We start from the raw sequence: 23,571 nt of genomic DNA, 5'->3' as shown, positions 1-23,571 counted from the left end.
GTTCGGAGCAGGGGGCGGCTGAAGCGCAGGTCGGTGGCGTCAAGGGGGAGGCGGCCGCAGCGGAGACCGGCGGCATTGGGTCGGGTTCGGAGCAAGGGGCGGCTGAAGCGCGGGTCGGTGGCGTCGAGGGGGAGGCGGCCGCAGCGGAGACCGGCGGCATTGGGTCGGGTTCGGAGCAGGGGGCGGCCGAGGCGCGGGTCGGTGGCCTCGAGGGGGAGGCGGCCCTGGCGGAGTTCGGCAGCGTCGGGTCGGGCTCGGAGCGGGAGGCGGCCGCAGTGGAGGCCGGCGGCATCGGGCCGGGTTCGGAGCAAGGGGCGGCTGAAGGGCGGGCCGGTGGCGTCGAGCGGGAGGCGGCCGCAGCGGACGCCGGCGGCATTGGGTCGGGCGCGGAGGGAACGACTGCGGCACCAGCCGGTGGCCCTGGGCCGGGCGGGGAGGAGACGACCGCGGTACGAGCCGGCGGCGTCGACCGGGCCACGGAGCAGCGGACGGCCGAGGAACAGGCCCGTGGCGCAGGGCCGCGCGTGGGGTCGGCGGCGGCCGGAGCGCGGAGCGGCCGGGCCGGTAGGGCGGCGCCGGGCACGGACGCCGACGGGACCGGTCGGGACCGGCCCGGGACCGAAGGCGAGGCGACCGGCCACGAAAGGGCCGGAGGGGAAAGCAGCGGTGCCCGTCGAGACCAGGCCGGGGCCGAGGCCGGCGGTGCCGGTGGAGACGGGATGGCGGTCGAGAGCGGCGGCGCCGGCGGAGACGGGACGGTGGTCGACGGCGGCGATGTCGGGCGAGATGGGAGCCCGGTCGAGAGCGGCGGCCTGGGCTTGGACGCGGATACCGAGGGCGGGAGCGGCGGCTCGGACCAGGGGGCGGACGCCGAAGGGGGGGCCGGTGGCATCGGGCCGTGCACGGGCGCGGAGCAGGACCCGCCCGGGACGCTGAGCGACCCCGGCGGTCCGGGGTCCTCGGGTTCGAAGATCGACCCGGGAGCATCCTCCGGCTCGGAGAGCGGCGAGACCGGCCAGGAAGGGACCGAGGCGGCGAGCGGCGGAGCCGACCGGAAGGGAGGCGCGTCCGTCGATCCCGGGCCGTGGGACGCCTATCGCGCGGGTCCGTCCTTCCTCACCGCGCTGACGGAGGGGCGCGCTCCCCGCGCCGTCTGGACCGCCCTTCCTGGAACGGACTGGACCGCCTTCGCCGCCCGCGCCGCGCGGGCCGCGCTGGACGGCGGGCACGGGGTCCTGATCGTGGTCGCCGACGGCCGGGAGGTGGCCCGGGTCGACACGGCCCTCGGGGCGGAGCTGGGCGCGGACCACCACGTCGCGCTCACCGCCGAGCTCGGTCCGGCCGAGCGCTACCGCCGCTGGCTCACCGTTCTGCGCGGCGAGGTGAAGGTCGTCGTGGGCACGCGCGCCGCGATGTTCGCGCCAGTGCGCGATCTGGGGCTCGTGGTCCTGTGGGACGACGGCGACGACGTCCACGCCGAGCCGCATGCCCCGTACCCGCACGCCCGTGAGGTCCTCGCGCTGCGCGCTCACCGGACGGGGGCCGGCGCGCTGATCGGCGGGTACACGCGCACGACCGACGCGACGCAGCTCGTGGAGACCGGCTGGGCGCATCCGCTGGTCCCGGACCGGGACCGGCTGCGCCGGTCGATGCCGTACGTCCGGCCCGCGGGCGACGACGCCGAGCTCGCCCGAGACGAGGCGGCCCGCACGGCGCGGCTGCCGCACCTGGCGTTCCGCACGGCGCGGCAGGGTCTGGAGAACGGGCCGGTGCTCGTCCAGGTGCCGCGCCGCGGCTACGTTCCCGCCCTGGCCTGCGCCCGCTGCCGGGGCCCGGCGCGCTGCCCCGAGTGCGAGGGGCCGCTCGCCCTGACCTCGGGACACGCCGCGCCGTACTGCCGGTGGTGCGGGCGGATCGCCGGCACGTGGCGCTGCCCGGAGTGCGGGAGCCCGCACGTACGGGCGGTGGTGGTCGGGGCGCGGCGCACCGCCGAGGAGCTGGGCCGGTCCTTCCCCGGCGTGCCGGTCCGTACCTCGGGCCGGGACGCCGTGCTGGCGTCGGTGGGCCCCGAACCGGCGCTCGTCGTCGCCACCCCGGGGGCCGAGCCGGTGCCCGCCGAGGGGTACGCCGCGGCCCTGCTGCTCGACGGCTGGGTGCTGCTCGGCCGCGCCGACCTGCGGGCGGGGGAGGAGGCGATGCGGCGCTGGACCAACGCCGCCGCCCTCGTACGCCCCGGTGGGCCCGTCGTCGTGCTCGCCGACGGCGCCCTGGTCCCCGTGCAGGCGCTGATCCGCTGGGACCCGGTGACGTTCGCCGAACGCGAGCTCGCCGAGCGCCGCGAGCTCGGCTTCCCGCCCGCCGTGCGCATGGCGTCCCTGACCGGGAGCCCGCAGGCCATCCGGGAGCTGGTGGAGGCGGCCGAACTCCCGCCCGACGCGGAGGTCCTCGGGCCGGTCGAGGTCGGCGACGGCCAGGAGCGCGCGCTCGTCCGGGTCGACCGGGCGCGGGGCGTCGCCCTGGCGCGGTCGCTCAAGGCCGCCCAGGCCGCGCGCAGCGCGCGCAAGGCCGCCGACGTCGTACGGGTCCAGATCGACCCGCTGGAGCTCATCTGACCGTGCCCGTGCGGGGCTGGGCCCCGCACGGGCCGTGGACGGCGGTCAGGCTGTGTCCTCGTCCTGCCAGATGAGGCTGTGCAGGTCGGATCCGCGGATCACCTGGACGCGCCAGGGGGTGAGCCGGAGCATGTGCAGTTTGGGGTCCGCCGGGCTCTTCCAGAAGTTCCCCAGGTCGTAGCCGGTTCCGGGCGGGCTGCCCGCGCGGTACAGGTTCCACACCCGGCGTCGGGTCTCCATGTCGTCGACCCATTCGGCGACGGTGTCGACGCTGACGGCGTTCTGTCGCGGGCTCCAGTACGAGAAGGTGGCGTGCGGGTTCCTCGCCAGGTGCGCGGCCTTGACGGGGGTCTTGTACGTCGCGAGCCAGCCGGTGGGACGGTCGCCGGCCGTCTCCCAGATTGGGATCAGCACCCGGGCCCGGGGGCGTCCCTTGGCGTCGACGGTCGTCATGGTGGCGTAGACGATGTCGCCGATGTAGGCGTTGAACCGGTCCTCGATGGCGGTGAACGCGGTCACCTTCGTGGTCATCCGATCCTCCGTTCGTCAGGCCGAGACGTCGGCCGGCGCCGGGCGCGCCTCCGCGACCTGGCCGGTACGGGTGCGGGCCCGCAGGCCGAAGGCCGTGACGACGAGGGCGGTGACCGCTGCGGCGACGGGGACCAGCAGGGCGGTCCGGATGGCGCCGAGCGCCGCTCCGGGCGTCGTGGCCGTGCCGAGGCTCGCGACGTTCACGGCGGTCACCGCCGACAGCCCCACTGCGGTGCCGAACTGCATGGCGGTGTAGAGCAGCCCGCCGGCCAGGCCCTGCTCGTGCTCCTCGACGCCCTCGGTGCCGGCCATGGTCAGGGGGCCGTACGTCAGCGAGAACGCGAGTCCGAGCAGCACCATGGTGGGGAGCATCGCGGCGTAGGTCCAGTCGAGCCCGACCGGCAGGAACAGCGCGTAGCCCAGGGCGGCCAGCGCCAGCCCGCCGAACAGCACGCGTACGTTGCCGAACCTGTTCACCAGCCGTGGCGTCACGGTCGGGGCCAGGACGGTGTCGACGCCGATGACCAGCATGGCCAGGCCGGTCTGCAAGGTGGTCCAGCCGCGCAGCTCCTGAAGGTAGAGGGTGGCCAGGAACTGGAAGCCGGCGAACGAGGCGAGGAAGAGCAGCGCACCGAGGTCGGCGCGGACGAGCGGACCCGAGCGGAGGATGCCCAGCCGGACCAGCGGCGCGGCCGACCGTCGTTCGATCGCGACGAAGGCCGCCAGGAGCACCAGTCCGGCCGCGAAGGCGCCGAGCGTGCCGGCGAGCCCGGAGCCGGGGTGCTCCAGCCGCACCACGCCGTAGACGAGAGTGAGCATCGCGCCGGTGGCCGTCAGCGCGCCGGCCAGGTCGAAGCCGCCCGCGGGGCGTTCCGCGGGGGCCTCGTCCCGCAGGAGGGGGATCGCCGCGACCAGGATCGCCGCGGACAGCACGACGGGGGCGAAGAACACCCACCGCCAGCCGAGCGAGGTGAGCAGACCACCGGCGACGAGCCCGAGTGAGAAGCCGCCCGCAGCGGTCCCGGCGTACACCCCGAGGGCCCTGGTGCGCAGTGGGCCCTCGGGGAAGTTGGCGGTCACCAGCGCGAGGCCGGCGGGTGCCATGAACGCGGCCGCGACCCCGGTGACGAACCGGGCGACCAGGAGGAGCCAGCCCGTGGTGGCCAGACCGCCCAGGCCGGAGAAGACCAGGAACACCGTCAGCCAGAACAGGAACATGCGGCGCCGGCCCAGCAGGTCGGCGGTACGGCCGCCCAGCAGCATGAATCCGCCGTAGCCGAGCACGTACGCGCTGACCACACCGCTGAGCATCCCGGTGGACAGGCCGAGGTCCGCCCGGATCGACGGCAACGCCACGTTCAGCATCGCGACGTCGATCCCTTCCAGGAAGATGGCGCCGGCCAGGACGAACAGCACACTCCAGGCGCGCGCGTCCATGCGGTCGTCGGAAGAGGGCATCGATATTCCTCTCAGAGTGCACGGAACCGGCACGGTTACCGAAGTGCCTGCCGGTTCTCTCTTGTAACCGGAAGCATCGTCGGACACCATGGACGACCATGGAAGACGGCACTTCAGAGTCCCCCGGTTACTGCGGGGATACCGACGGCGACTACGACGTCCTGCAGTGGGACACCCGCGAGGACTGCGAGGTCCGGCAGATCCTCGACCGCGTCGCCGACAAGTGGTCGCTCCTGGTGATCGCCCTGCTCGATCGGCGCAGCCTGCGCTTCACGGAGCTGCGTCGCATGATCGACGGCATCAGTCAGCGGATGCTCACCCGCACCCTGCGCCACCTGGAGCGCGACGGCCTGGTGAGCCGCACGGTGCACCCGACCGTTCCGCCGCGCGTCGACTACGCGCTGACACCGCTCGGGGCGACCCTGCACGAGACCATCCGCGCGCTGGTCACCTGGACCGAAGAGCATCAGGGCCAGATCGCCGCGGCGCGTGGCGCCTTCGACCGCCGCGTGGCGGCGGAACAGCAGGCCGCGGCGGAGGAGGCCGCCGAGCGGGAGGCCCTCGCGCGGGAGGCCCTCACCGCCCGGCGGTGACGGCCGGGACGCTCATCCCGGGTGTTCCCGGCAGGTCGAGCGTTCGACGAGGGTGAGCGACCAGTGGGCCCGCGGCTTCGTTCACGTTGTCGTCGGACACCGTTCCCCTCCGTAGACTGGTCCTCCAGCCCCAGAACGTCGAACGGAGCCGTACGTGGCAGTCAAGCCCATCCGCCTCTTCGGTGACCCGGTCCTGCGGACCGCGGCGGATCCGGTCAAGGACTTCGACAAGGAGCTCCGGACGCTCGTCAAGGACCTGTCCGACACGATGCTCGAGGCTCCGGGCGTCGGGCTGGCCGCGCCGCAGCTCGGCGTGGGACTGCGGGTCTTCACCTACTACGTCGACGACCAGCTGGGCCACGTCGTCAACCCCACCCTCGACCTGTCGGACGAGCAGCAGGAGGGCGAGGAGGGATGCCTCTCGCTGCCCGGCCTGGCCTTCCCGACCAAGCGCGCCTTCGGCGTGGTGGCCAAGGGCTTCAACATGTACGGCGAGCCGATCGTGCTGGAGGGCACGGACCTGCTGGCCCGCTGCGTCCAGCACGAGACGGACCACCTCGACGGGATCATCTTCATCGACCGGCTCGACCCGGAGCAGCGCAAGGCCGCGATGAAGGCGATCCGCGAGGCGGAGTGGTTCGGCGAGCCGAAGCCGATCGTCAAGGAGTCCCCGCACAGCACGTTCGGCAAGGCCCTGTGAGCGCGGACGGAGACCGCTAGTGCGCTTGGTATTCGCCGGAACGCCGGAGACCGCGGTGCCCGCCCTGGAGGCGCTGCTGGAGTCCCGGCACGAGGTCGTCGCCGTCGTCACGCGGCCCGACGCGCCCGCCGGGCGCGGGCGCAGGCTGACGCCGAGCCCGGTCGCCCAGAAGGCGGCCGAGGCGGGCGTCGAGATCCTCAGGCCCGCCAAGGTGAAGGAGCCGGAGTTCCTCGACCGGCTGCGTGAGATCGCGCCGGACTGCTGCCCCGTCGTGGCGTACGGCGCGCTGATCCCGCGCACGGCGCTGGACATCCCACGGCACGGCTGGGTCAATCTCCACTTCTCGCTGCTGCCCGCCTGGCGGGGCGCGGCGCCCGTGCAGCACGCCGTGCTGCACGGCGACGACATCACGGGCGCGGCGACGTTCCAGATCGAGGTGGACCTGGACACCGGGCCGGTGTACGGCGTCGTCACCGAGCCGATCCTGCCCGAGGACACCAGCGGCGACCTGCTCGGCCGCCTCGCGCAGACCGGCGCGCACCTGCTGGTCGCGACGATGGACGGCATCGAGGACGGCACGCTGGAGCCGCGCCCGCAGCCCGCCGACGGCGTCACGTACGCCGCCAAGCTCACCCCGGACGACGCCCGCGCCGACTGGAAGAAGGCCGCCCTGCACGTCGACCGGCTGATCCGCGCCTGCACGCCGGCGCCGGGGGCCTGGACGACGTTCCGCGGCGAGCGGCTGAAGCTGGGCCCGGTCCGGCCCGCTCCGGACGCCGAGCCGCTCGCGCCCGGCCGGCTGCGGGCCACCAAGCATGAGGTCTTCGCCGGCACCGGCACCCATCCGGTGCTGCTCGGGCGAGTCCAGCCGCAGGGCAAACAGCGCATGGACGCGGCGGACTGGGCGCGCGGCGTCCACCCGACCGACGAGGACGAGCTGATCTGATGCCGCCCCGGCACACCCGCCGCACCCCCGCAAAGGGGACGAACCGCACTCCCGCGCAGCGGCCGCGCCGTCCGCGCGACCCCGTGCGCCGCACCGCGTTCGACGTCCTCCAGGCGGTCGACGACCGCGACGCGTACGCCAACCTGCTGCTGCCGTCCCTGCTGCGCGAGCGCGGGCTGACCGGCCGCGACGCGGCGCTGGCCACCGAGCTGACCTACGGCACCCTGCGCGGGCGCGGCACGTACGACGCCGTCCTCGACGTCTGCAGCGACCGGCCGGTGGCCAAGATCGACCAGCCGCTGCTGAACGTCCTGCGGCTCGGCGCCCACCAGCTGTTGCGCACCCGCATCCCGGCGCACGCCGCCGTCGGCACGACCGTGGACCTGGCCCGGTCGGTGGCGGGCCCCGGGCAGGCGAAGTTCGCCAACGCGGTGCTGCGCAAGGTCGCCGCCCGCGACCTCGACGCCTGGCTGGACATCGTGGCGCCCGAGGACGAGACGGCGCGGCTCGCGGTCGTGCACAGCCATCCGCGCTGGATCGTGAACGCGCTGCGCGACGCCGTCGGGCGGGCCGAGATCGAGGCGCTCCTCGCCGCCGACAACGAGCGGCCCCGGGTCACGCTGGTCGCCCGGCCCGGCCGCGCGACCGTCGAGGAGCTCGGCGGCGAACCCGCCGCGTACTCCCCGTACGCCGCCTACCTGGCCGAGGGCGACCCCGGTGCGATCCCCGCGGTGGCCGAGAGCCGCGCGGCGGTCCAGGACGAGGCCAGCCAGCTCGTCGCCCTCGCCCTCGTACGCGCTGAGCTCGACGGCCCGGACCGCCGCTGGCTCGACCTGTGCGCGGGACCGGGCGGCAAGGCCGGCCTGCTGTCGGGCCTGGCGGGCGAGCGCGGCGCGCACCTGCTCGCCTGCGACGTCCAGCCGCACCGCGCCCGGCTCGTCGCGGGCAGTATCGACGCCGCGGGCGCGACGGCCGTGGTGGACGGCACCCGGCCCGCCTGGCGGCCGGAATCGTTCGACCGCGTGCTGGTCGACGCGCCCTGCACCGGCCTGGGCGCGCTGCGCCGCCGCCCGGAGGCGCGTTGGCGGCGCGGCCCGGAGTCGCTGGCCGAGCTCGGCCCGCTGCAGCGGCGGCTGCTCACCTCGGCGCTGGAGTCGGTACGACCCGGCGGCGTCGTCGCTTACGTCACCTGCTCCCCGCACCTGGCCGAGACCAAGGTCGTCGTCGACGACGTGCTGCGCGGCCGCGACGACGTCGAGCGCCTGGACGCGCCCTCGCACCTGACGGAGGTGCCGGGTCTGGGCGACGGCCCGTACGCGCAGTTCTGGCCGCACCGGCACGGCACCGACGCGATGTTTCTCGCCCTGCTACGCCGCCGTTCCTGAGCGGCGCCGGGCGGCCGGCGAGGCAGCCAGAACGGCAGCGGCACGGCGTACGCGGCGTCGAGCCGCCGGCCGCGACGCCCCGACGGCGCGCGCAGTGCCCGGGCGAACCGGTCGATCGCCCGGGCGCCCAGGGCGTGTCTGACAGATCCCGTTCGTAGCGAGCGGCGTCCAGACGGCGCGCCGCAAGGCGAAGGAGGGAGTCAGCCTGGTTTTGGCCGGCGGCTCCTCCCGGGGTGGGGGCGACAACGCGGCGAGGCGTCGTCTGGGCGCCGCGCAGCCGGACAGCGGATTTGTCAGATGCCCTTGGCGCCGTCCAGGCGGGCACCGGTCAGGTCGGCGTTCTCCAGGTCGGTTCCCGTCAGGTCGGCGCCGGACAGGTCGGCGTTCCGCAGATCGCTGCGCGACAGGTCCGCGTTCCTCAGGTCCGCCCCGCGCAGGCGGGCCTGGGCGAGCCGGGCGTCGGTGATGGTGGCGCCGCGCAGGTCGGCCCCCGACAGGTCGAGCGACTCGCCGACGATCCCGGTGAGGACGGCCCACGGCAGCGCGACCTCGCGCAGGTCGAGGTCGCTCGGCAGCAGGCGGTTGCGAAGCTCCGCCTGCGCGCCCTCCGTCCCGGACGGCCCCTGGTAGACCGCCAGGACCACACCGCCCACCGCCAGGATCTGGAAACCCCCGGGCCCGCCACCGGAGCCGACCCAGCGCGCGTGGTCCCGGGCGACCGCGTCCAGCTCGTCCTGGGTGACCGGATCACCGGCCATCGCCAGATCGCGCATCAGATCCGGGTCCGGATCCGGCGCCTGAGGGCTTCCAGGGGGAGGGCGACGCGCTCGCGCCCGTGCTCCGACCACGTGGCGGTCTCGTAGACCACCAGCTCGCCGTTGTCGCTGTGGACGGCGAGATGGCGGCCGTCGTCGGAGAAGGCCAGCTCCTCCGTTTCACCGTGGGGGAACGGTTCGAGGACGGTGGCCGGATGGCGGAGGTCGGGGATGTGCGGGAGGTCTTCGGGGCGAGGATCGTCCGCCCACCGCGGATACCAGGCACTGCCCCACGCGTCACCTTCGTTCAGGTGTTCGATCCAGCGTTCGTGGGTGGCCCTGACGGTGTAGTCGGCCTGGACGAGGTGGTCCTCGTCCCTCCAGCCGCCGTCGCGCTCGTAGTAGAAGTCGTGCAGGACCTCCCAGCTCTCCGCGCTCGGCGGATCGTTTCGCCGGGCCGTGCACTCGACGTCCTCGACGAACCAGCGGGCGTTCGTGGCACACCAGCCCTCGTCGAGGATCTGATCCAGGCCGATCGTCGCCTCGCCGATCGGGTGATCCCACCGGCCGCTCTCCCAGAGCAGGCCGAGGAAGAACCCGCGGTCACGATCGGGCAGCGTCATGTAACCGCGGTCGGCGGTCTCGTAGTACACCACGAAGACGCGGAACCGCACCTCGCGGCGGTCGAGATCGACGCCTAGGACACGCGCTCCGAAGATGTCGGTCGCCATGTCAGCCCCGGAGACGACGAGGGAGATCGGCGAGCAGGGTCGGATCGCAGCCTTCGCCGGCCGCACGGCGGTTGATCATGGAAATGGGATCTTATTGTGCGGCGCGGCATCCGGCAGCTCAGGCAGGGAGCGGCACGGCCTCGCGGACGTCCGAGGACAGGTCCGCGAGCACCTCGGTGGCACGCTCCAACGCGTCCGCGATCCAGGGCAGCGTCAGCGGGTCGGCGGCGGCGAGCGCGGCCGCGCGCTCCTCGTGGGTCTCGCCGTAGAGCAGGCTGGTCGCGACGCGGAGACGCAGCGCCTCGGGGCGGTCGCCGAACGCGCTCCCCGGAAGGACGCCGACGCCGTACTTGTCGAGGAGGAACTCCGCCAGGTCGGCGGCCGTCGAGATGCCGAACCGGTCGCCGAGGTCCGCGAACGCCGGCCCGTCGAGGCTCGGATAGCAGTAGAAGCCGCCCTGCGGCATCGGCACGCGCGCCCCGGCGTCGGTGAATCGCTCGGTCATCGCCGTCGCCACCGTCGCGTGCAGCCGCCGGCTCGCCGCGACCCGGTCGACGATCTCCGCCGGCTCGCCGAAGGCGTACGCGGCCGCCTCCTGGACGGGCCCGGAGGCGCTCGACCAGATCTCGCTGGCGACGGCGGCGAGCCGGTCCCGCAGGCCGCTGAGCTCCTCCGGCAGCAGCGCCACGCCGATGCGCCAGCCCCCGAGCGCGAGGCTCTTGCTCAGCGCCGTGGTGATCACGGTCCGCTCCGGCGCGAACCGAGCCGGGCATGGGAACTCGGCCCGCTGGTCGAAGACGAGGTCGCGGTAGATCTCGTCGGCGATGACGATCAGGTCCAGCTCGCGGGCGACCTCGCAGAGCCGGCGGACGGTCTCGGGACGGGCCAGGGTGCCCGTCGGGTTGTCGGGGATGGTCACGACGACGCTGCGGACGGGCTGCCCGGCGGCGCGGGCGCGCGCCACGACCTGCGGCAGGGTGTCGGGGTCGGGCACCCCGCCCTCGCCGGGCCGGGTCGCGACGAAGATCGGTTCGGTGCCCATCAGGCGCGTCTGCGCGGCGTAGCTGACCCAGCTGGGGCGCGGGACGACGACGCTGCCGCCGATCGCGAGCAGCAGGGCGTACAGGAGCGGCTTGCTGCCGGGGCCGGCGACCACCAGATCGGCGTCCGCCCGCAGGCCGCGCCGGTGCCAGTAGCCCGCGGCCGCGTTGCGAAGGGCGGCGCTGCCCGCGACCGGGCCGTACGCGCCGCGGCCGGCCGCGGCGGCGAGCTCGCGTTCGAGCGACGGGTGGACGTTCAGGCCGGCCTCGCCGAACGCGAGAGGCAGCACCGGAAGGCCGGCCCGTCGTCTGTCGTCGAGCGCCTCGTTGGCGGCAAGAGTCGCGGATACTGCGACTGGCATCTTCGCTCCTGGTGGATGCGGGGCGGTTGAGTGAGGTGTTGTCGCGGCGCCGTACCCCTCAATCGTCGAGGGTTTCGCTGCATCATCACAAGCGAGGCTTTCCGCTGCTATGCGTAAGATGAACTTATGCTTGACGTCCGGCGGCTCCGGTTGCTGCGCGAATTCGCCGAGCGTGGCAGCATTGCCGCCACGGCGAAGGCCCTGGGCTACACCCCGTCGGCGGTCTCCCAGCAGCTCGCCGTGCTCGAGCGCGAGATCGGCACGGCACTGCTCGACCGCACCGCCCGCAGCGCCGAGCTGACCGATGCCGGTCGCCGGCTCGCGGGCCACGCCGAGCGCATCCTCCGGATGATCGAGTTCGCCGAGGCGGACATGGCCGAGCCGGAGCCCTCCGGCCATGTGGTCCTGACCGCCTTCCCCACGGCGGCGGTCGCGTTCGCGCCGGCCCTCGCGCACAGCCTGCGCCGGCACTCGGGCCTGACGTTCCAGCTCCGCCAGAGCTCCGGGGACGGGCTGCCGCGAGTGCGTTCCGGCGAGGTCGACGTCGCGCTGATCGACGACTGGACGGGCCGGCTTCCCACGCGCGGGGGCGGCAGCCTGCGCTTCACGCTGCTGATGCACGACCCGCTCGTCCTCGTCGTGCCCGCCGACCACTGGGTGGCCGACCCTGCCGTCCCGGTCGACCTGCGGAGGCTCCGCGAGGAGCCCTGGATGGCGGCCCCGCCCGGGGAGCCGTCACGGCAGGCGTTCGACCGGCTCCTCGCCGACGTCGGCGGCGCTCCGTCGGTGCCGTGGGAGTTCGAGGGGCTCGGCACGATCCTGGGCCTGGTCGCCCGGGGCGTCGGCATCGCCGCGATCCCCAGCCTCGCCCTCACCGCCGACGTGCCGGGGATCGCCGTACGCCGCCTGCCCCGGGCGATGACCCGCTACGTCTACGCGGTCGTCCGCACGGCGAGCGTACGCCGCCCCTCGGTCGCCGTCACCGTCGAGGCGCTGAAGTCCGCCGCGGCCGCCGTGGACGTCGACCGCGTCGGCCTGCGGGGCTGAGGACGGACACCGCCGGCCGGTCCCGCGGACTCTGACGAGCGCCTCGGCGGGCGTGCACGCCGCGCTGGGCGCTGGAACATGACGCGGCGGGCGGTCGTCAGAACAGCACGTCGGCCATGACAGGTGTGAAAGGGAGGTCCACGACGGCCCGGGACGCCCAGCCCGGTGGAAACCAGACGGTGACCTCGGCGCCGGTGGAACAGGCCTGCTCGAACGCCGTAGATCCCTTCCCGCTGAAGCGATACCAGCGCCGGCACCGGTACCCGGTCCCGGTCTCGGGGTCGATCCACTGCAGGCGTACGACGTAGGAAGTGCTGCTCGAGCCCCTGGTCGAGCGGTACCGCCGGTCCACGGCGGCCACGCGTGCCGTTGCCTTGCTCCCGCGCTTTCGCAGCCGGTGCAGTCTCGCTCGCTGGACCCACATGCGAGCCTTGTGGTTGATGGTGAGGCCAACGGTGAGTCCGGCGAGGAACCCGACGGCCAGGCCGCCGACGCCCGGCCGGATGCCCAGCAGGCGCGGCAGCAGCGTCCAGGTCACGGACACGCCCGCGACTCCGCCCCAGAAGACGCACAGCGCGAGGATCACCGGCTGCAGCAGGCCCCATCCGATGCAGACCGCCCACCAGGATCCGCGCCGGGGGATGTCGACCCATGCGACGTCGGCGTGGCCGCGCCGGGCATCGGTCACGCTGATCACCTCCGATTCCGGAGCACGGACCATCCTCAACATGGACCAGACGCCTGTGATCCTCCCAGGCGCGCGGATGACGCCCGGCCGGGGCCCGGATCGCGAGAAGCCGGGGGCGCAGATCGGTCGGCCGAGCGCCGATCTGGAGGCCGTTCGGCGACGGGCGAGCGGCGGGTCAAGGTGGCCGGGCGCGCGGCGGGCCAAGGGGTCGGCCGAGCGCGGGTCCGGAGGCCGTTCGGCGACGGGCGAGCGGCGGGTCAAGATGGCCGGGCGCGCGGCGGGCCAAGGGGTCGGCCGAGCGCGGGTCCGGAGGCCTCTCGGCGACGGGCGAGCGCCGGGTCAAAGTGGCCGGGTGAGCGGCGGGTCAAGGTGGCGCCGGTACACCGCTGAGGAGGTCGCATGAGGTCTCTACACTTGGGCGCATCATGGCCGTGCAAATCGCTCCCAGCATCCTGTCCGCCGACTTCGCCCGCCTCGCCGACGAGGTGACGGCGGTGTCCAACGCCGACTGGATCCACGTCGACGTGATGGACAACCACTTCGTGCCCAACCTCACCCTCGGGCTGCCGGTGGTCGAGTCACTGCTCAAGGTCACGCCGCTGCCGCTGGACTGCCACCTGATGATCGAGGACCCGGACCGGTGGGCCCCCGGCTACGCCGAGGCGGGTGCGTCCAGCGTCACCATCCACGCGGAGGCCGCGAGCGCGCCGATCCGCACGCTGCGGGCGATCCGCGCGGCCGGAGCGCGCTCCGGACTGGCACTGAACCCCGGGACCGCGGTCGAGCAGTACGCCGACCTGCTGCCCGAGATCGACATGATGCTCGTGATGACGGTCGAGCCGGGCTTCGGCGGTCAGTCGTTCCTCGACGTGGTGCTGCCCAAGGTGCGGCGGGCCCGGGAGCTGATCAAGGGCCGGGAGCTCGACGTCTGGCTGCAGGTCGACGGCGGCGTCAACGCCGAGACGATCGAGCGCTGCGCCGAGGCGGGCGCGGACGTCTTCGTGGCCGGGTCGGCCGTCTACTCGGCCGACGACCCCGCCGAGGCCGTCCGTTCCCTGCGCGAACAGGCGAGCGCCGCCTACACCGCGTAGGCCACGGCGCGGTCCGCGCCATCGCACGATTGGCGGTCGCAGGTCCCCACCGACCGCGAGGCCGCGTGCCCTGCGCCTCATCGGCGGGGCGCTCGGGGACGGTAACGGAGCCGGTGGGCGTACGCCGACGTTGCCTCGTCCCCTGTGACGGCGTCTCCCGACGCCTCGTACGCCATGGCGCCGTCGCGGGTCCTTCGACCGCGAGGCCGCTCTATGCGGGAACAGGCAAGGACCGGGCCCCGCCGCGTCGCCGCGCGAGGGGCGGTCGCGGGTCCGCTGACCGGGAGGCCGCTCCTTGAGGGAGCAGGCAAGGGCCAGCCCCACCGCGTAGGCCGCGTCGCCGCGCGAACGGCGGTCGCGGGTCCCCACCGACCGCGAGGCCGCACGCTGCGCCTCCTCGGCTGTGACGTCGCGGCCCTAAGCCTCGTCCCCCCGTGACGGCCCGTCTCTACGCCTCGTACACCGTGGCGCCGTCGCCGTTCGCGTGGCTGCGGAGCCGGCCCTGGGTGACGAGCACCAGCAGGTGCGCCTGGGTCTCGGTGGTGGCCAGCATCTGGTTGAACAGGTCGAGGTCGTCGAAGTGGCGTTCCCGCCGGGTCCAGGACAGGGCGCGGGCCGTCTCGTACGCCGTGCCCGAACCCGCGGTGGCGGCCGCCGCGCAGGCGTCGAGGCGCTCGTCGTGGTGCGCCAGCAGGGCGTCGACGCGGGCGTGCACGCTGTCGGTGACGGGTCCGTGGGCGGGGAGCAGCCGCAGGTCGGGGAGTTCCCGGACGATTCTGAGGGAGTCCAGGTACGCGCCGAGGGGCGAGGCGCCCGGCGCGCTCTCGAACCCGATGGACGGCGTGATGTGGGGGAGGACGTGGTCGCCGGCGAACATCAGCCCGCCGTCGAGGTCGGCGAAGACGAGGTGCCCCCGGGTGTGGCCCGGCGTGGGGACGGCGAGGAGGTCCCGGCCGCCCAGCGGCAGTTCCGTACGGCCGTCGATCCAGTCGTCCGGCATCTCCCACTCGAGGACGTCGTGGCCACCCTCCCGCCAGGCGGCCTTCAGACGCTCGACGAGCGGTCGCGCCCCGCAGGTCAGGAGCTGCGCGAGCTGCGGGGAGTCCTCGCGCCGCCGCGGCCGGGTGAGGAGTTCGAGCGTCGCGCGCTCGCCGATGCCGAGGCTGACCCGCGTGCCGAATTCCCGGCGTACGGCCACCGCCTGCGTGTAGTGATCGCGGTGGACGTGGGTGACGAGGAACCGCGTGATGTCCCCGAGGCCGTACCCGATCTCCTTCAGCGCCGCCTCGAGCCGCCGCCGGGACTCCTCGAGGGCCCAGCCGCCGTCGACCAGGACCAGCCCGTCATCGCCCTCGACCGCGTAGACGTTGACGGCGCGGAGGCCGTCACTCGGCAGGGGCAGGGGGATGCGGTGCACGCCCGGTGCCACCTGGAACGCTCCAGGTTCCGTCCACTCCGTCCGCTGCGTCATTGGCCCGCCTTATCTTTCGCGCTAGAACGACATTCGATCTATATCGGACCACAGGTGGCCCGCGCCATCGTTAGCGTCGACAACTTTCGGGAAACCAAGCGAGCGCTTGTTTGGCCGAATGTGGACGTGCGCATCCTCACATATGGCGTGGAATGCCCGGCGTGGCACACTGGTTGAGAGTCAGTAAGCGTGCTCCGGGGTCGGTGAAATTCCGAACCGGCGGTGACAGTCCGCGACCCGGCCGAAACCATCGGCCGGTTGACCCGGTGGAACTCCGGGACCGACGGTTAAAGTCCGGATGGGAGGCAGCGCGCGGCCGTGCCCTTCGTGGGCATGGCCTTTCGTGGCCTTGCCACACACCCGGAGCCTGATGAGGAGGCCCGGGTGACCGATCATCCCGCGCAGGAGCGGGCGATGCGCCGGGCGCTGGCGCTCGCCGTCCGCGCCCGCGGTGAGACCAGCCCCAATCCCGTCGTCGGCTGCGTCGTCCTCGACGCCGCCGGAGAGGTCGCGGGTGAGGGGTACCACGCCTACGCCGGCGGCCCGCACGCCGAGGTCGTCGCGCTCCGGGAGGCCGCCGGACGCGCCCGGGGCGGCACGCTCGTCGTCACCCTCGAACCCTGCGACCACCAGGGCCGTACCGGCCCGTGCACCCTCGCCGTCATCGACGCCGGCGTCGCGCGCGTCGTCTACGCGGTCGCCGACCCCGATCCCGTCGCGGGCGGCGGAGCCCGCCGGCTCGCCGAGGCGGGCATCGAGGTCGAGGGCGGGCTGCTCGCCGCCGAGGCCGAGCTGGCCAACGCCGAGTGGCTCACCCGCACCCGGCTGAACCGGCCGCACGTCACCTGGAAGTTCGCCGCGACGCTGGACGGCCGGTCCGCAGCCGCCGACGGCACCAGCCGGTGGATCACCGGCCCGGAGGCCCGGCACGACGTCCACGAGCTCCGCGCCCGCTGCGACGCGATCGTCGTCGGCGCCGGCACCGTGCTGGCCGACGACCCCCGCCTGACCGTCCGGGGCGTGCAGCGCCACGATCACCTGCTCACGTCGCGCAGGCCCCTGCGCGTCGTCGTCGACGGCCGGGCGCGTACGCCGCTGACCAGCCGGATCCTGGACGACGAGGCCCCCACGCTGATCGCCGTCGGGGAGGACGCCGACACCACGGCACTGGAGACCCGCACGGCCGTCGTCCGCCTGCCGCGCGGCGACGGCGGCCTCGACCTGGCCGCCCTCCTCGCCGAGCTCCGCGACCGGCAGATCGTCTCGGTCCTCCTCGAAGGCGGCCCGACGCTGGCCGGTGGATTCCTCGCCGCCGGACTGGTCGACCGGGTCGTCGCCTACCTCGCCCCGACGCTCCTCGGCGCCGGCCCCGCCGCCCTCGGCCCGGCCGGCGTCGGCACACTCGCCGAGGCCCGCCACCTGCGGATCGAGGACATCACGCGGATCGGCCCGGACCTGCGCGTCACCGCCGTACCGCAAGCCGCCGAAACCCCCACCCGGCCGGTAGCGGCCCGAAGGGAGAACTGAATGTTCACCGGAATCGTCGAGGAACTCGGCGAGGTGGTCGCGCTCGAACCGGCGGGGGACTCCGCCCGGCTCACCGTCCGCGGCCCGCTCGTCGTCTCCGACGCCGTGCACGGCGCGTCCATCGCCGTCAACGGGGTCTGCCTCACCGTGACCGACGTCAAGGACGACGCCTTCACCGTCGACGTCATGAAGGAGACGCTCGACCGGTCCAGCCTCGCCGGCCTGGAGCCGGGGTCGCCGGTCAACCTCGAGCGGCCCGTACGGCCGACCGACCGGCTCGGCGGGCACATCGTCCAGGGCCACGTCGACGGCGTCGGAAGGATCGTCTCCCGCGAGCCAGGCGACCGCTGGGAGGTCGTGACCGTCGAGCTGCCCCCGCAGCTGGCCCGCTACGTCGTCGAAAAGGGCTCGATCACGGTCGACGGCGTCAGCCTCACCGTCGTCGAGGCCCGCGACGACGCCTTCACCATCGCGCTGATCCCGACGACGCTCGAGCTGACCACCCTGGGCCGCAAGGGCCCCGGCGACCCGGTGAACCTCGAGGTCGACGTCGTCGCCAAGTACGTCGAGCGCCTCGTCACGGCAGGAGGGGCACGGTGAGCTCCTGGACACAGGCGGGCATCACCGTTCTCGGCGAGAAGGTCCTGTGGACCGACCTGGTGGGCAACGTCCTGTCCCTGGGCACGGTCTTGCTGGCGATCCGCCGCACGATCTGGACCTGGCCCGTGCAGATCGCCGGCGCGGCGCTGCTGCTCGTCGCCTCGGTCAGCGCGCACGCGCCGGGCAACGCGCTCAAGCAGGTGATGTTCCTGGCGCTGGCCTCGTACGGCTGGGTCCGGTGGCTGCGCGGTCTCCGGGAGAGCCGGGAGCTGAGCGTGCGCCCGGCCACCCCGCGCGAGCGCGCCGCGCTCATCGGGGCGCTCGCGGCGGGCACCGCCGCGGTGGCCCTGCTGTTCGCGAACATCCCCTGGCTGCAGATCTCCTGGTCGCCGCTGGCCAACGCGTACATCTTCGTCGGCAGCGCGGTGGCGACGTTCGCGCAGAGCCGCGCGCTCGTCGACTTCTGGGTCATCTGGGTCCTCGTCGACCTGGTCGGCGTCCCCCTGGCGTTCAAGTCGGGGCTGTACGTCTCCGGCGCGGCGTACGGGATCTTCTTCATTCTCGTCCTCGCCGGTTTCCGTGACTGGCTGAAGCAGTACCGCCGGCAGCGGCGGCACACCGAGCCCGAGGTGGTAGCGGCATGAGTTTCGACAGCGTCGAAGAGGCGATCGCGGACATCGCGGCCGGAAAGGCCGTGGTCGTCGTCGACGACGCCGACCGAGAGAACGAAGGCGACATCATCTTCGCCGCCTCCAAGGCGACGCCGGAGCTGGTGGCCTTCACCATCCGCTTCAGCAGCGGCGTGATCTGCGTGCCGATGGAGGGCGATGACCTCGACCGGCTGCAGATCCCGCTGATGACGGCGCACAACCACGAGCGGATGCGCACGGCGTACACCGTCAGCGTCGACGCCCGCGACGGCGTCGACACCGGCATCTCCGCCGCCGACCGCGCCCACACGATCCGCACGCTCGCCGACTCGGCGACCGAGCCGTACGAGCTGGTCCGGCCCGGCCACATCTTCCCGCTGCGCTACCGCGACGGCGGGGTGCTGCGGCGGCGCGGGCACACCGAGGCGGCGGTCGACCTGGCGCGGCTGGCCGGGCTGACCCCGGCCGGGGTGCTCGCCGAGGTCGTCAACGACGACGGCACGATGGCACGGCTGCCGCAGCTGGAGATCTTCGCCAAGGAGCACGACCTCAAGCTGATCTCGATCGAGCAGCTCGTGGAGTACCGCAAGCGGACCGAGCGGATGGTCGAGCGCGTCGCCGAGACCCGGATCCCCAACCGCCACGGCATGTGGCGCGCGGTCGGCTTCGCCAGCGAGGTGGACGACGGCGAGCACGTCGCCCTCGTGTACGGCGACCTGGGCGACGGCGAGGACGTCCTCATCCGGGCACACTCGGAGTGCCTGACCGGCGACGTGCTCGGCTCCGAGCGCTGCGACTGCGGCACCCAGCTCGAGGCCGCGATGGCCGCGATCGCCGCCGAGGGCAGGGGAGTGCTGCTGTACCTGCGCGGCCACGAGGGCCGGGGCATCGGCCTGCTGGCCAAGCTGCGGGCCTACCAGCGCCAGGACGACGGCTCCGACACCGTCGACGCCAACCTCGAGCTCGGCCTGCCGGTGGACGCCCGGGAGTACGGCAACGCGGCGCAGATGCTGCTCGACCTCGGCGTCCGGTCCGTCCGGGTGCTGACCAACAACCCGGCCAAGGTCGCCGGGCTGGAGAGCTTCGGCGTCGAGGTGCGCGGACGGGTCGCGCTGCCCGTCTCCGTCACCGAGCACAATCGGCGCTACCTCGCCGCCAAGCGCGACCGCCTCGGCCACACGATCGGAGACCTGGCATGAGCGAGCGCAGCGAGCGAATCGAAAGCACAGCGTGTCTGGTCACTCCCTCGACGCCGGGAGGTCGGCCGGGGTGGGTTGGTCGGGCGAGGAAGGAGGGCGCATGAGTGGCGTCGGACGTCCGGATGAGACCTTCGTCGACGCCTCAGGGCTGAGACTGGGCATCGTCTGCACCCGGTGGCACGCGCAGGTCACCGACCGGCTGCTGGAGCGGGCCGTCGCCACGGCCAAGGAGTGCCGCGTCGCCGAACCGGTGGTCGTCCGCGTGGCCGGCGCGCTGGAGATCCCGGTCGTCGCCCAGCAGCTCGCCCGCGACAACGACGCGGTCGTCTGCCTGGGAACGGTCATCCGCGGTGAGACCCCGCATTTCGACTACGTCTGCGACTCGGTCACCGCGGGTTTGACAAGGGTTGCCCTGGATGAGGGCACCCCGGTGGGCAACGGGGTACTAACATGTGAGACGCTCGACCAGGCATTGGACCGATGCGGGCTGGACCACAGCCACGAGGACAAAGGGATGGAGGCGACCGTGGCCGCTCTTGATACGGCACTGACCCTGCGAGGTCTTCGGCACCACGGTCACGCGCGGCATGACGCGGAGCATCTGGGCTCCTGAGCGTCGACGCCGCGACACCCATCTCTCGCAGAAAGGTTCATGAACCGTGCTGTCACTCGTGCTGCCCAAGGGCTCTCTGGAGAAGGCGACGTTCGAGCTGTTCGACGCCGCCGACCTGACGGTCCGACGCGGCTCCGATCGCGACTACCGCGCCTCGATCGACGATCCGCGGATCGACCGCGTCCGGGTCCTGCGCCCGCAGGAGATCCCGACCTACCTCGAGCAGGGGCTGTTCGACCTCGGTATCACCGGGCGCGACTGGATCACCGAGACCGACTCCGACGTCGTCTCGCTCGGCGAGCTGAAGTACTCCAAGGCCACGTCGAACCCGGTGCGCGTCATCATGGCCGTGCCGAACGACGCGCCCTGGCAGACCGTCTCCGACCTGCCCGAAGGGGTGCGGATCTCCACCGAGTTCCCCGCCCTGACCGAGCGGTTCCTCGCCAAGCACGGCGTCAAGGCGCGGGTGGTGCCCTCGTACGGCGCGACCGAGGCGAAGGTCCCCGACATCGTCGACGTGATCGTCGACCTCACCGAGACCGGCTCGTCGCTGCGCAAGAACGGCCTGCGCATCCTCGACACCCTGCTGACCAGCTACACCGAGCTGGTCGCCAACCGTGAGGCGTACGAGGACGCCGACAAGCGCGCGGCCATGGAGGACATCGCGCTGCTGCTGCAGGGCGCGATCCGCGCCCGCGGCAACGTCCTGCTCAAGCTCAACGTCGAGAACGGCGCGCTGCAGTCGGTCCTGGACATCATCCCGTCGATGTCGTCGCCCACGGTCACCCCGCTGGCCGGCGGTGAGATGCACGCGGTGGAGAGCGTCGTCGCCAAGCACGGCGTGAACACCCTCATCCCGGCGCTCAAGGCGGCCGGCGCCCGCGACATCCTCGAGATCCCGATCTCCAAGATCGTCGACTGATCACTTCGTTAAGGCGGCTCTTTCATGACCACGGCGACGTGGCGGCCACGACGGGCCAGGATCGTCCCGTACGTCCTTGCGACGGTGGTCGTCCTCAGCATGATCGCCCTCGCCGTGGTCATGCCCGCCCCCTGGAGTCTCGGCGACCGGATCGGCCTGGTCGCGATCGGGCTGGTCGTCGCCGGGATCCTCCACATGCTGGCCCGCAGCCGGGTGACCGCCGACCCCGACGGGGTGACGGTCGTCAACGGCCTGCGCACGCACGAGTACGAGTGGGCGGAGGTGCTGGGCGTGTCCATGGCCGAGGGCGCGCCCTGGCCCACCCTCGACCTGTCCGACGGCTCCACCGTCGCGGTCATGGGCATCCAGTCCTCCGACGGCGAGCGCGCCGACCGCGCCCTCGCCGAGTTGACCACCCTCATCCACGAACGCGGCGAGACCCCCGGCCCCTGACCTGACGAGCGGCCCGGGGGGACCGCACCGAGCGTCAAAGGATCCCGCCGCCGCGGGTTCTCGTGGTTCAGACACCGCGACCATCCCAGCCGTCCGAGCGACGGGTGTGCCAGGCCTGGGATCCGGTGACCCTGCACGTGGACTCACTGAGGCCTGCCATAAACTGACCAGCAGAACCATTTTGGTCAGTTCGTCGGAAGGGGCTCGTCATGACGGACACAACCGGGCGGCGTCGTGCGCTGGTGGTCGGGCTGGGGGTCGCGGGCATCGCCACCGCGCTGCGGCTCCGGCAAGTGGGCTGGGAGCCGGTGGTGGTGGAGCGAGCGGCCGCGCGCCGCTCGAGCGGGTACTTCATCATGCTGTTCGGCACCGGGGTCGCCTCCGCGCGGCGGCTGGGCGTGCTGGAGGCGATCGGCGACCGCGGAGATCCGCGGCTCGTCAGCTACGAGGTGGACCGGGCCGGGCGCCGCACGCCAGGGATGAATCCGGCCAATATGCCCGGCGTGGTCACCAGACCCCGGCTACTGCTGCGAGGCGACGTGGAACAGGGACTGTTCTCCGCGCTGCCGGCCGATGTGGAGATCCGCTACTCCACCGTGCCCACCCGCATCACCCAGGACGCCTCCGCGGCGGAGGTCACCCTGCACGACACCGCCTCCGGCGCCACCGTCACCGAGCGCTTCGACCTGGTGGTGGGTGCCGACGGGATGCGCTCGACCGTGCGCGGGCTGGTCTTCGGCCCGGAGGAGTTCCTGCATCCGCTGAACTACATGGTCGGCGCCACCGCGCTCGACGCGCCGATCGAGGGCTTCGGCCTCCACGAGGGCCTGATCATGGCCGAGCCGGGACGCTCGGCATGGACCTTCCCCTTCTCCGATCACGCCCCGAGCCTGCTGTTCTCCTACCGCACCGACGACATCGACGCCGAGTTCGCACGCCCGCCGATCGAGTCCATCCGCGCAGCGTTCGGCCCGCAGCCCGCCGGCCCCCTGCTGGAGACGTTGTTCACGCGGTTCGAGCAGGCCCCGGAGCACCTGTTCGACGCCGTGCACCAGGTCAAGATGCCGACCTGGCACCGCGGCCGGGTCGTCCTCGTCGGCGACGCCGCCTGGTGCGTGACCCTGTACGCGGGCATGGGAGCCTCCAGCGCCATCGCCGGCGGCGAGCTACTGGGCACCATGCTGCAGCGCCACCCCGACGACCTGCCCGGCGCGCTGCGGGCGTGGGAGGCCCGGATGCGGCCGTTCATCGACATCGAGCAGGACAGCGCCCTGATCATGCGCAGGATCTTCACGCCCCACGATCGCAGGGAACAGATCATGCGCACCGTGATGGTCCGCCTCGTGAACAGGCCGATCCTCGGACCGGCCATGGGCAAGATAATGAAAGGCCCCGACTTCACGAACAAAGAGCTCGACGTCGCCGCCGTGTGACCCGTCTTGCGTACGAAAGTAGAGGACAGCACAGGTGAGCCAGCTGATCGAGCACCGCTCGCGCAAAGCCGCCCGCATCCTGGACAGCGCGCGCGAGCTGGTGCTCGACCACGGCGTCCGCAAGGTCACGGTCAGCGAGATCGCCCGGGCCGCACAGGTCGGCAAGGGCACCGTCTACCTGTACTGGCCCGCCAAGGAGGACCTCATCCTCGGGCTGTTCGCCCGCGAACTACTGGCGTTCCTGGATGAGATCATCGGCCGCCTCATCGCCGACCCCGCCGCGGTGCTGCCGCGCCGCCTGGCCCCGCTGCTGATCCGCACCGGGCTGAGACTCCCGCTGGCACACCGCCTGAACAGCGAGGACGCCGACCTGCTGCGGCTGCTCACGCAGCAGGCCGGCGACCGCGACCTGTTCGCCCGCACCAGTCCCAGCGCCCTGTGCGAGGCGGTCATGCCGGTTCTTCACCGACACGGCCTGATCCGCCATGACCGTCCCCTGTCCAGCCAGGCCTACGCCATGCACGCCGTGCTCACCGGGTTCGGCACCGCCATGTCCGACCCGGCCACCGCCACGTTCGGCGTCGACGCGCCTGACGAGGTCCTCGCGGAGACCGTGGCCGTACTGGTCGAACCGCCCATCGCCCCCGGCGACCCGGCCATCGCCGCAGCCGCCGAGGAGACCGTCGCCGTCATGCGCCAGACCCGGGAGGCGCTACTGGACCTCATCGGGCGCAGTCAGGTCGCCGAATAATGCAGGCTCATGG

General features: G+C 73.1%; 22 protein-coding genes, 1 pseudogene and 1 riboswitch. Of the genes and pseudogenes, 16 read left to right on the top strand and 7 right to left on the bottom strand.

Annotation, left to right across the window (positions count from 1 at the left end):
* Positions 1 to 1,076: 1,076 nt before the first annotated feature.
* Positions 1,077 to 2,612, top strand: a pseudogene (locus tag ABEA24_RS53530) (primosomal protein N'); the annotation flags it as partial.
* Between the two features lie 45 nt (positions 2,613 to 2,657).
* On the opposite strand, the gene ABEA24_RS14530 reads toward ABEA24_RS53530, so the two are convergent.
* Both ABEA24_RS14530 and ABEA24_RS14525 read right to left on the bottom strand, forming a co-directional pair.
* Positions 2,658 to 3,143: a pyridoxamine 5'-phosphate oxidase family protein gene (locus ABEA24_RS14530; protein WP_345431302.1), complete on the bottom strand. Its 486-nt coding sequence runs from the start codon at positions 3,141 to 3,143 to the stop codon at positions 2,658 to 2,660.
* 15 nt (positions 3,144 to 3,158) lie between these two features.
* Positions 3,159 to 4,601, bottom strand: a complete 1,443-nt coding sequence (locus tag ABEA24_RS14525) for an MFS transporter (RefSeq protein WP_345431301.1) — start codon at positions 4,599 to 4,601, stop codon at positions 3,159 to 3,161.
* A gap of 98 nt (positions 4,602 to 4,699) precedes the next feature.
* On the opposite strand from ABEA24_RS14525, the gene ABEA24_RS14520 reads away from it, so the two are divergent.
* From ABEA24_RS14520 to ABEA24_RS14505, 4 genes are all read left to right on the top strand, one after another.
* Positions 4,700 to 5,194: a winged helix-turn-helix transcriptional regulator gene (locus ABEA24_RS14520; protein WP_345431300.1), complete on the top strand. Its 495-nt coding sequence runs from the start codon at positions 4,700 to 4,702 to the stop codon at positions 5,192 to 5,194.
* A 154-nt stretch (positions 5,195 to 5,348) separates the two neighbouring features.
* Positions 5,349 to 5,894: a peptide deformylase gene (def, locus tag ABEA24_RS14515; RefSeq protein WP_345431299.1), complete on the top strand. Its 546-nt coding sequence runs from the start codon at positions 5,349 to 5,351 to the stop codon at positions 5,892 to 5,894.
* A gap of 19 nt (positions 5,895 to 5,913) precedes the next feature.
* Complete coding sequence (gene fmt / locus ABEA24_RS14510; RefSeq protein ID WP_345431298.1) at positions 5,914 to 6,840, top strand: methionyl-tRNA formyltransferase; 927 nt, start codon at positions 5,914 to 5,916, stop codon at positions 6,838 to 6,840.
* Entirely contained in the window at positions 6,840 to 8,225 is a 1,386-nt protein-coding gene (locus tag ABEA24_RS14505) for an RsmB/NOP family class I SAM-dependent RNA methyltransferase (RefSeq protein WP_345431297.1), read from the top strand. Before fmt ends, ABEA24_RS14505 begins: the two co-directional genes overlap by 1 nt.
* A gap of 293 nt (positions 8,226 to 8,518) precedes the next feature.
* On the opposite strand, the gene ABEA24_RS14500 is transcribed toward ABEA24_RS14505, so the two are convergent.
* From ABEA24_RS14500 to ABEA24_RS14490, 3 genes are all read right to left on the bottom strand, one after another.
* Positions 8,519 to 8,998 carry a pentapeptide repeat-containing protein gene (locus ABEA24_RS14500; RefSeq protein WP_345431296.1) on the bottom strand — a complete coding sequence of 160 codons (480 nt, stop codon included), beginning with the start codon at positions 8,996 to 8,998 and terminating at the stop codon, positions 8,519 to 8,521.
* Positions 8,998 to 9,711, bottom strand: a complete 714-nt coding sequence (locus ABEA24_RS14495; RefSeq protein WP_345431295.1) for a hypothetical protein — start codon at positions 9,709 to 9,711, stop codon at positions 8,998 to 9,000. Before ABEA24_RS14495 ends, ABEA24_RS14500 begins: the two co-directional genes overlap by 1 nt.
* Positions 9,712 to 9,829: 118 nt before the next feature.
* Positions 9,830 to 11,113, bottom strand: coding sequence for a pyridoxal phosphate-dependent aminotransferase (locus ABEA24_RS14490; RefSeq protein WP_345431294.1), 1,284 nt, complete (start codon positions 11,111 to 11,113; stop codon positions 9,830 to 9,832).
* 126 nt (positions 11,114 to 11,239) lie between these two features.
* Here ABEA24_RS14490 and ABEA24_RS14485 point away from each other — a divergent pair, with 126 nt between their 5' ends.
* On the top strand, positions 11,240 to 12,160 hold the full coding sequence (locus tag ABEA24_RS14485) for a LysR family transcriptional regulator (RefSeq protein WP_345431293.1): 921 nt from the start codon (positions 11,240 to 11,242) through the stop codon (positions 12,158 to 12,160).
* A gap of 97 nt (positions 12,161 to 12,257) precedes the next feature.
* Here ABEA24_RS14485 and ABEA24_RS14480 read toward each other — a convergent pair whose 3' ends face one another.
* Positions 12,258 to 12,848 carry a hypothetical protein gene (locus tag ABEA24_RS14480; RefSeq protein WP_345431292.1) on the bottom strand — a complete coding sequence of 197 codons (591 nt, stop codon included), beginning with the start codon at positions 12,846 to 12,848 and terminating at the stop codon, positions 12,258 to 12,260.
* Between the two features lie 425 nt (positions 12,849 to 13,273).
* Here ABEA24_RS14480 and rpe point away from each other — a divergent pair, with 425 nt between their 5' ends.
* Positions 13,274 to 13,939: a ribulose-phosphate 3-epimerase gene (rpe, locus tag ABEA24_RS14475; RefSeq protein ID WP_345431291.1), complete on the top strand. Its 666-nt coding sequence runs from the start codon at positions 13,274 to 13,276 to the stop codon at positions 13,937 to 13,939.
* A 448-nt stretch (positions 13,940 to 14,387) separates the two neighbouring features.
* Here rpe and ABEA24_RS14470 read toward each other — a convergent pair whose 3' ends face one another.
* Positions 14,388 to 15,410, bottom strand: coding sequence for an MBL fold metallo-hydrolase (locus ABEA24_RS14470; protein WP_345431290.1), 1,023 nt, complete (start codon positions 15,408 to 15,410; stop codon positions 14,388 to 14,390).
* 185 nt (positions 15,411 to 15,595) lie between these two features.
* A riboswitch (FMN riboswitch) is annotated at positions 15,596 to 15,726 on the top strand.
* A 68-nt stretch (positions 15,727 to 15,794) separates the two neighbouring features.
* Here ABEA24_RS14470 and ribD point away from each other — a divergent pair.
* From ribD to ABEA24_RS14425, 9 genes are all read left to right on the top strand, one after another.
* Positions 15,795 to 16,937, top strand: a complete 1,143-nt coding sequence (ribD, locus tag ABEA24_RS14465) for a bifunctional diaminohydroxyphosphoribosylaminopyrimidine deaminase/5-amino-6-(5-phosphoribosylamino)uracil reductase RibD (protein ID WP_345431289.1) — start codon at positions 15,795 to 15,797, stop codon at positions 16,935 to 16,937.
* Entirely contained in the window at positions 16,938 to 17,537 is a 600-nt protein-coding gene (locus ABEA24_RS14460; RefSeq protein ID WP_345431288.1) for a riboflavin synthase, read from the top strand.
* On the top strand, positions 17,534 to 18,181 hold the full coding sequence (locus ABEA24_RS14455) for a nicotinamide mononucleotide transporter family protein (RefSeq protein WP_345431287.1): 648 nt from the start codon (positions 17,534 to 17,536) through the stop codon (positions 18,179 to 18,181). The genes ABEA24_RS14460 and ABEA24_RS14455 overlap by 4 nt, the downstream gene beginning before the upstream one ends.
* Complete coding sequence (locus ABEA24_RS14450; protein ID WP_345431286.1) at positions 18,178 to 19,386, top strand: bifunctional 3,4-dihydroxy-2-butanone-4-phosphate synthase/GTP cyclohydrolase II; 1,209 nt, start codon at positions 18,178 to 18,180, stop codon at positions 19,384 to 19,386. The genes ABEA24_RS14455 and ABEA24_RS14450 overlap by 4 nt, the downstream gene beginning before the upstream one ends.
* A 100-nt stretch (positions 19,387 to 19,486) precedes the next feature.
* Positions 19,487 to 19,999 carry a 6,7-dimethyl-8-ribityllumazine synthase gene (gene ribH, locus ABEA24_RS14445; protein WP_345431285.1) on the top strand — a complete coding sequence of 171 codons (513 nt, stop codon included), beginning with the start codon at positions 19,487 to 19,489 and terminating at the stop codon, positions 19,997 to 19,999.
* Between the two features lie 46 nt (positions 20,000 to 20,045).
* On the top strand, positions 20,046 to 20,921 hold the full coding sequence (gene hisG, locus ABEA24_RS14440; protein ID WP_345431284.1) for an ATP phosphoribosyltransferase: 876 nt from the start codon (positions 20,046 to 20,048) through the stop codon (positions 20,919 to 20,921).
* Between the two features lie 24 nt (positions 20,922 to 20,945).
* Positions 20,946 to 21,374 (top strand): PH domain-containing protein, encoded by a 429-nt coding sequence (locus tag ABEA24_RS14435; protein WP_345431283.1) that lies wholly within the window; start codon positions 20,946 to 20,948, stop codon positions 21,372 to 21,374.
* Positions 21,375 to 21,583: 209 nt separating this feature from the next.
* The gene (locus ABEA24_RS14430) at positions 21,584 to 22,807 is read left to right on the top strand and encodes an FAD-dependent monooxygenase (RefSeq protein WP_345431282.1); all 1,224 of its coding nucleotides are present in this window, start codon (positions 21,584 to 21,586) and stop codon (positions 22,805 to 22,807) included.
* 34 nt (positions 22,808 to 22,841) lie between these two features.
* Complete coding sequence (locus ABEA24_RS14425; protein WP_345431281.1) at positions 22,842 to 23,558, top strand: TetR/AcrR family transcriptional regulator; 717 nt, start codon at positions 22,842 to 22,844, stop codon at positions 23,556 to 23,558.
* Positions 23,559 to 23,571: the final 13 nt, after the last annotated feature.

The organism is Actinoallomurus vinaceus, from assembly GCF_039542055.1.
Lineage (GTDB): Bacteria > Actinomycetota > Actinomycetes > Streptosporangiales > Streptosporangiaceae > Actinoallomurus > Actinoallomurus vinaceus.
Note: the sequence above shows the minus strand (reverse complement) of the source record. Positions and strands in the feature narration are given on the sequence as shown.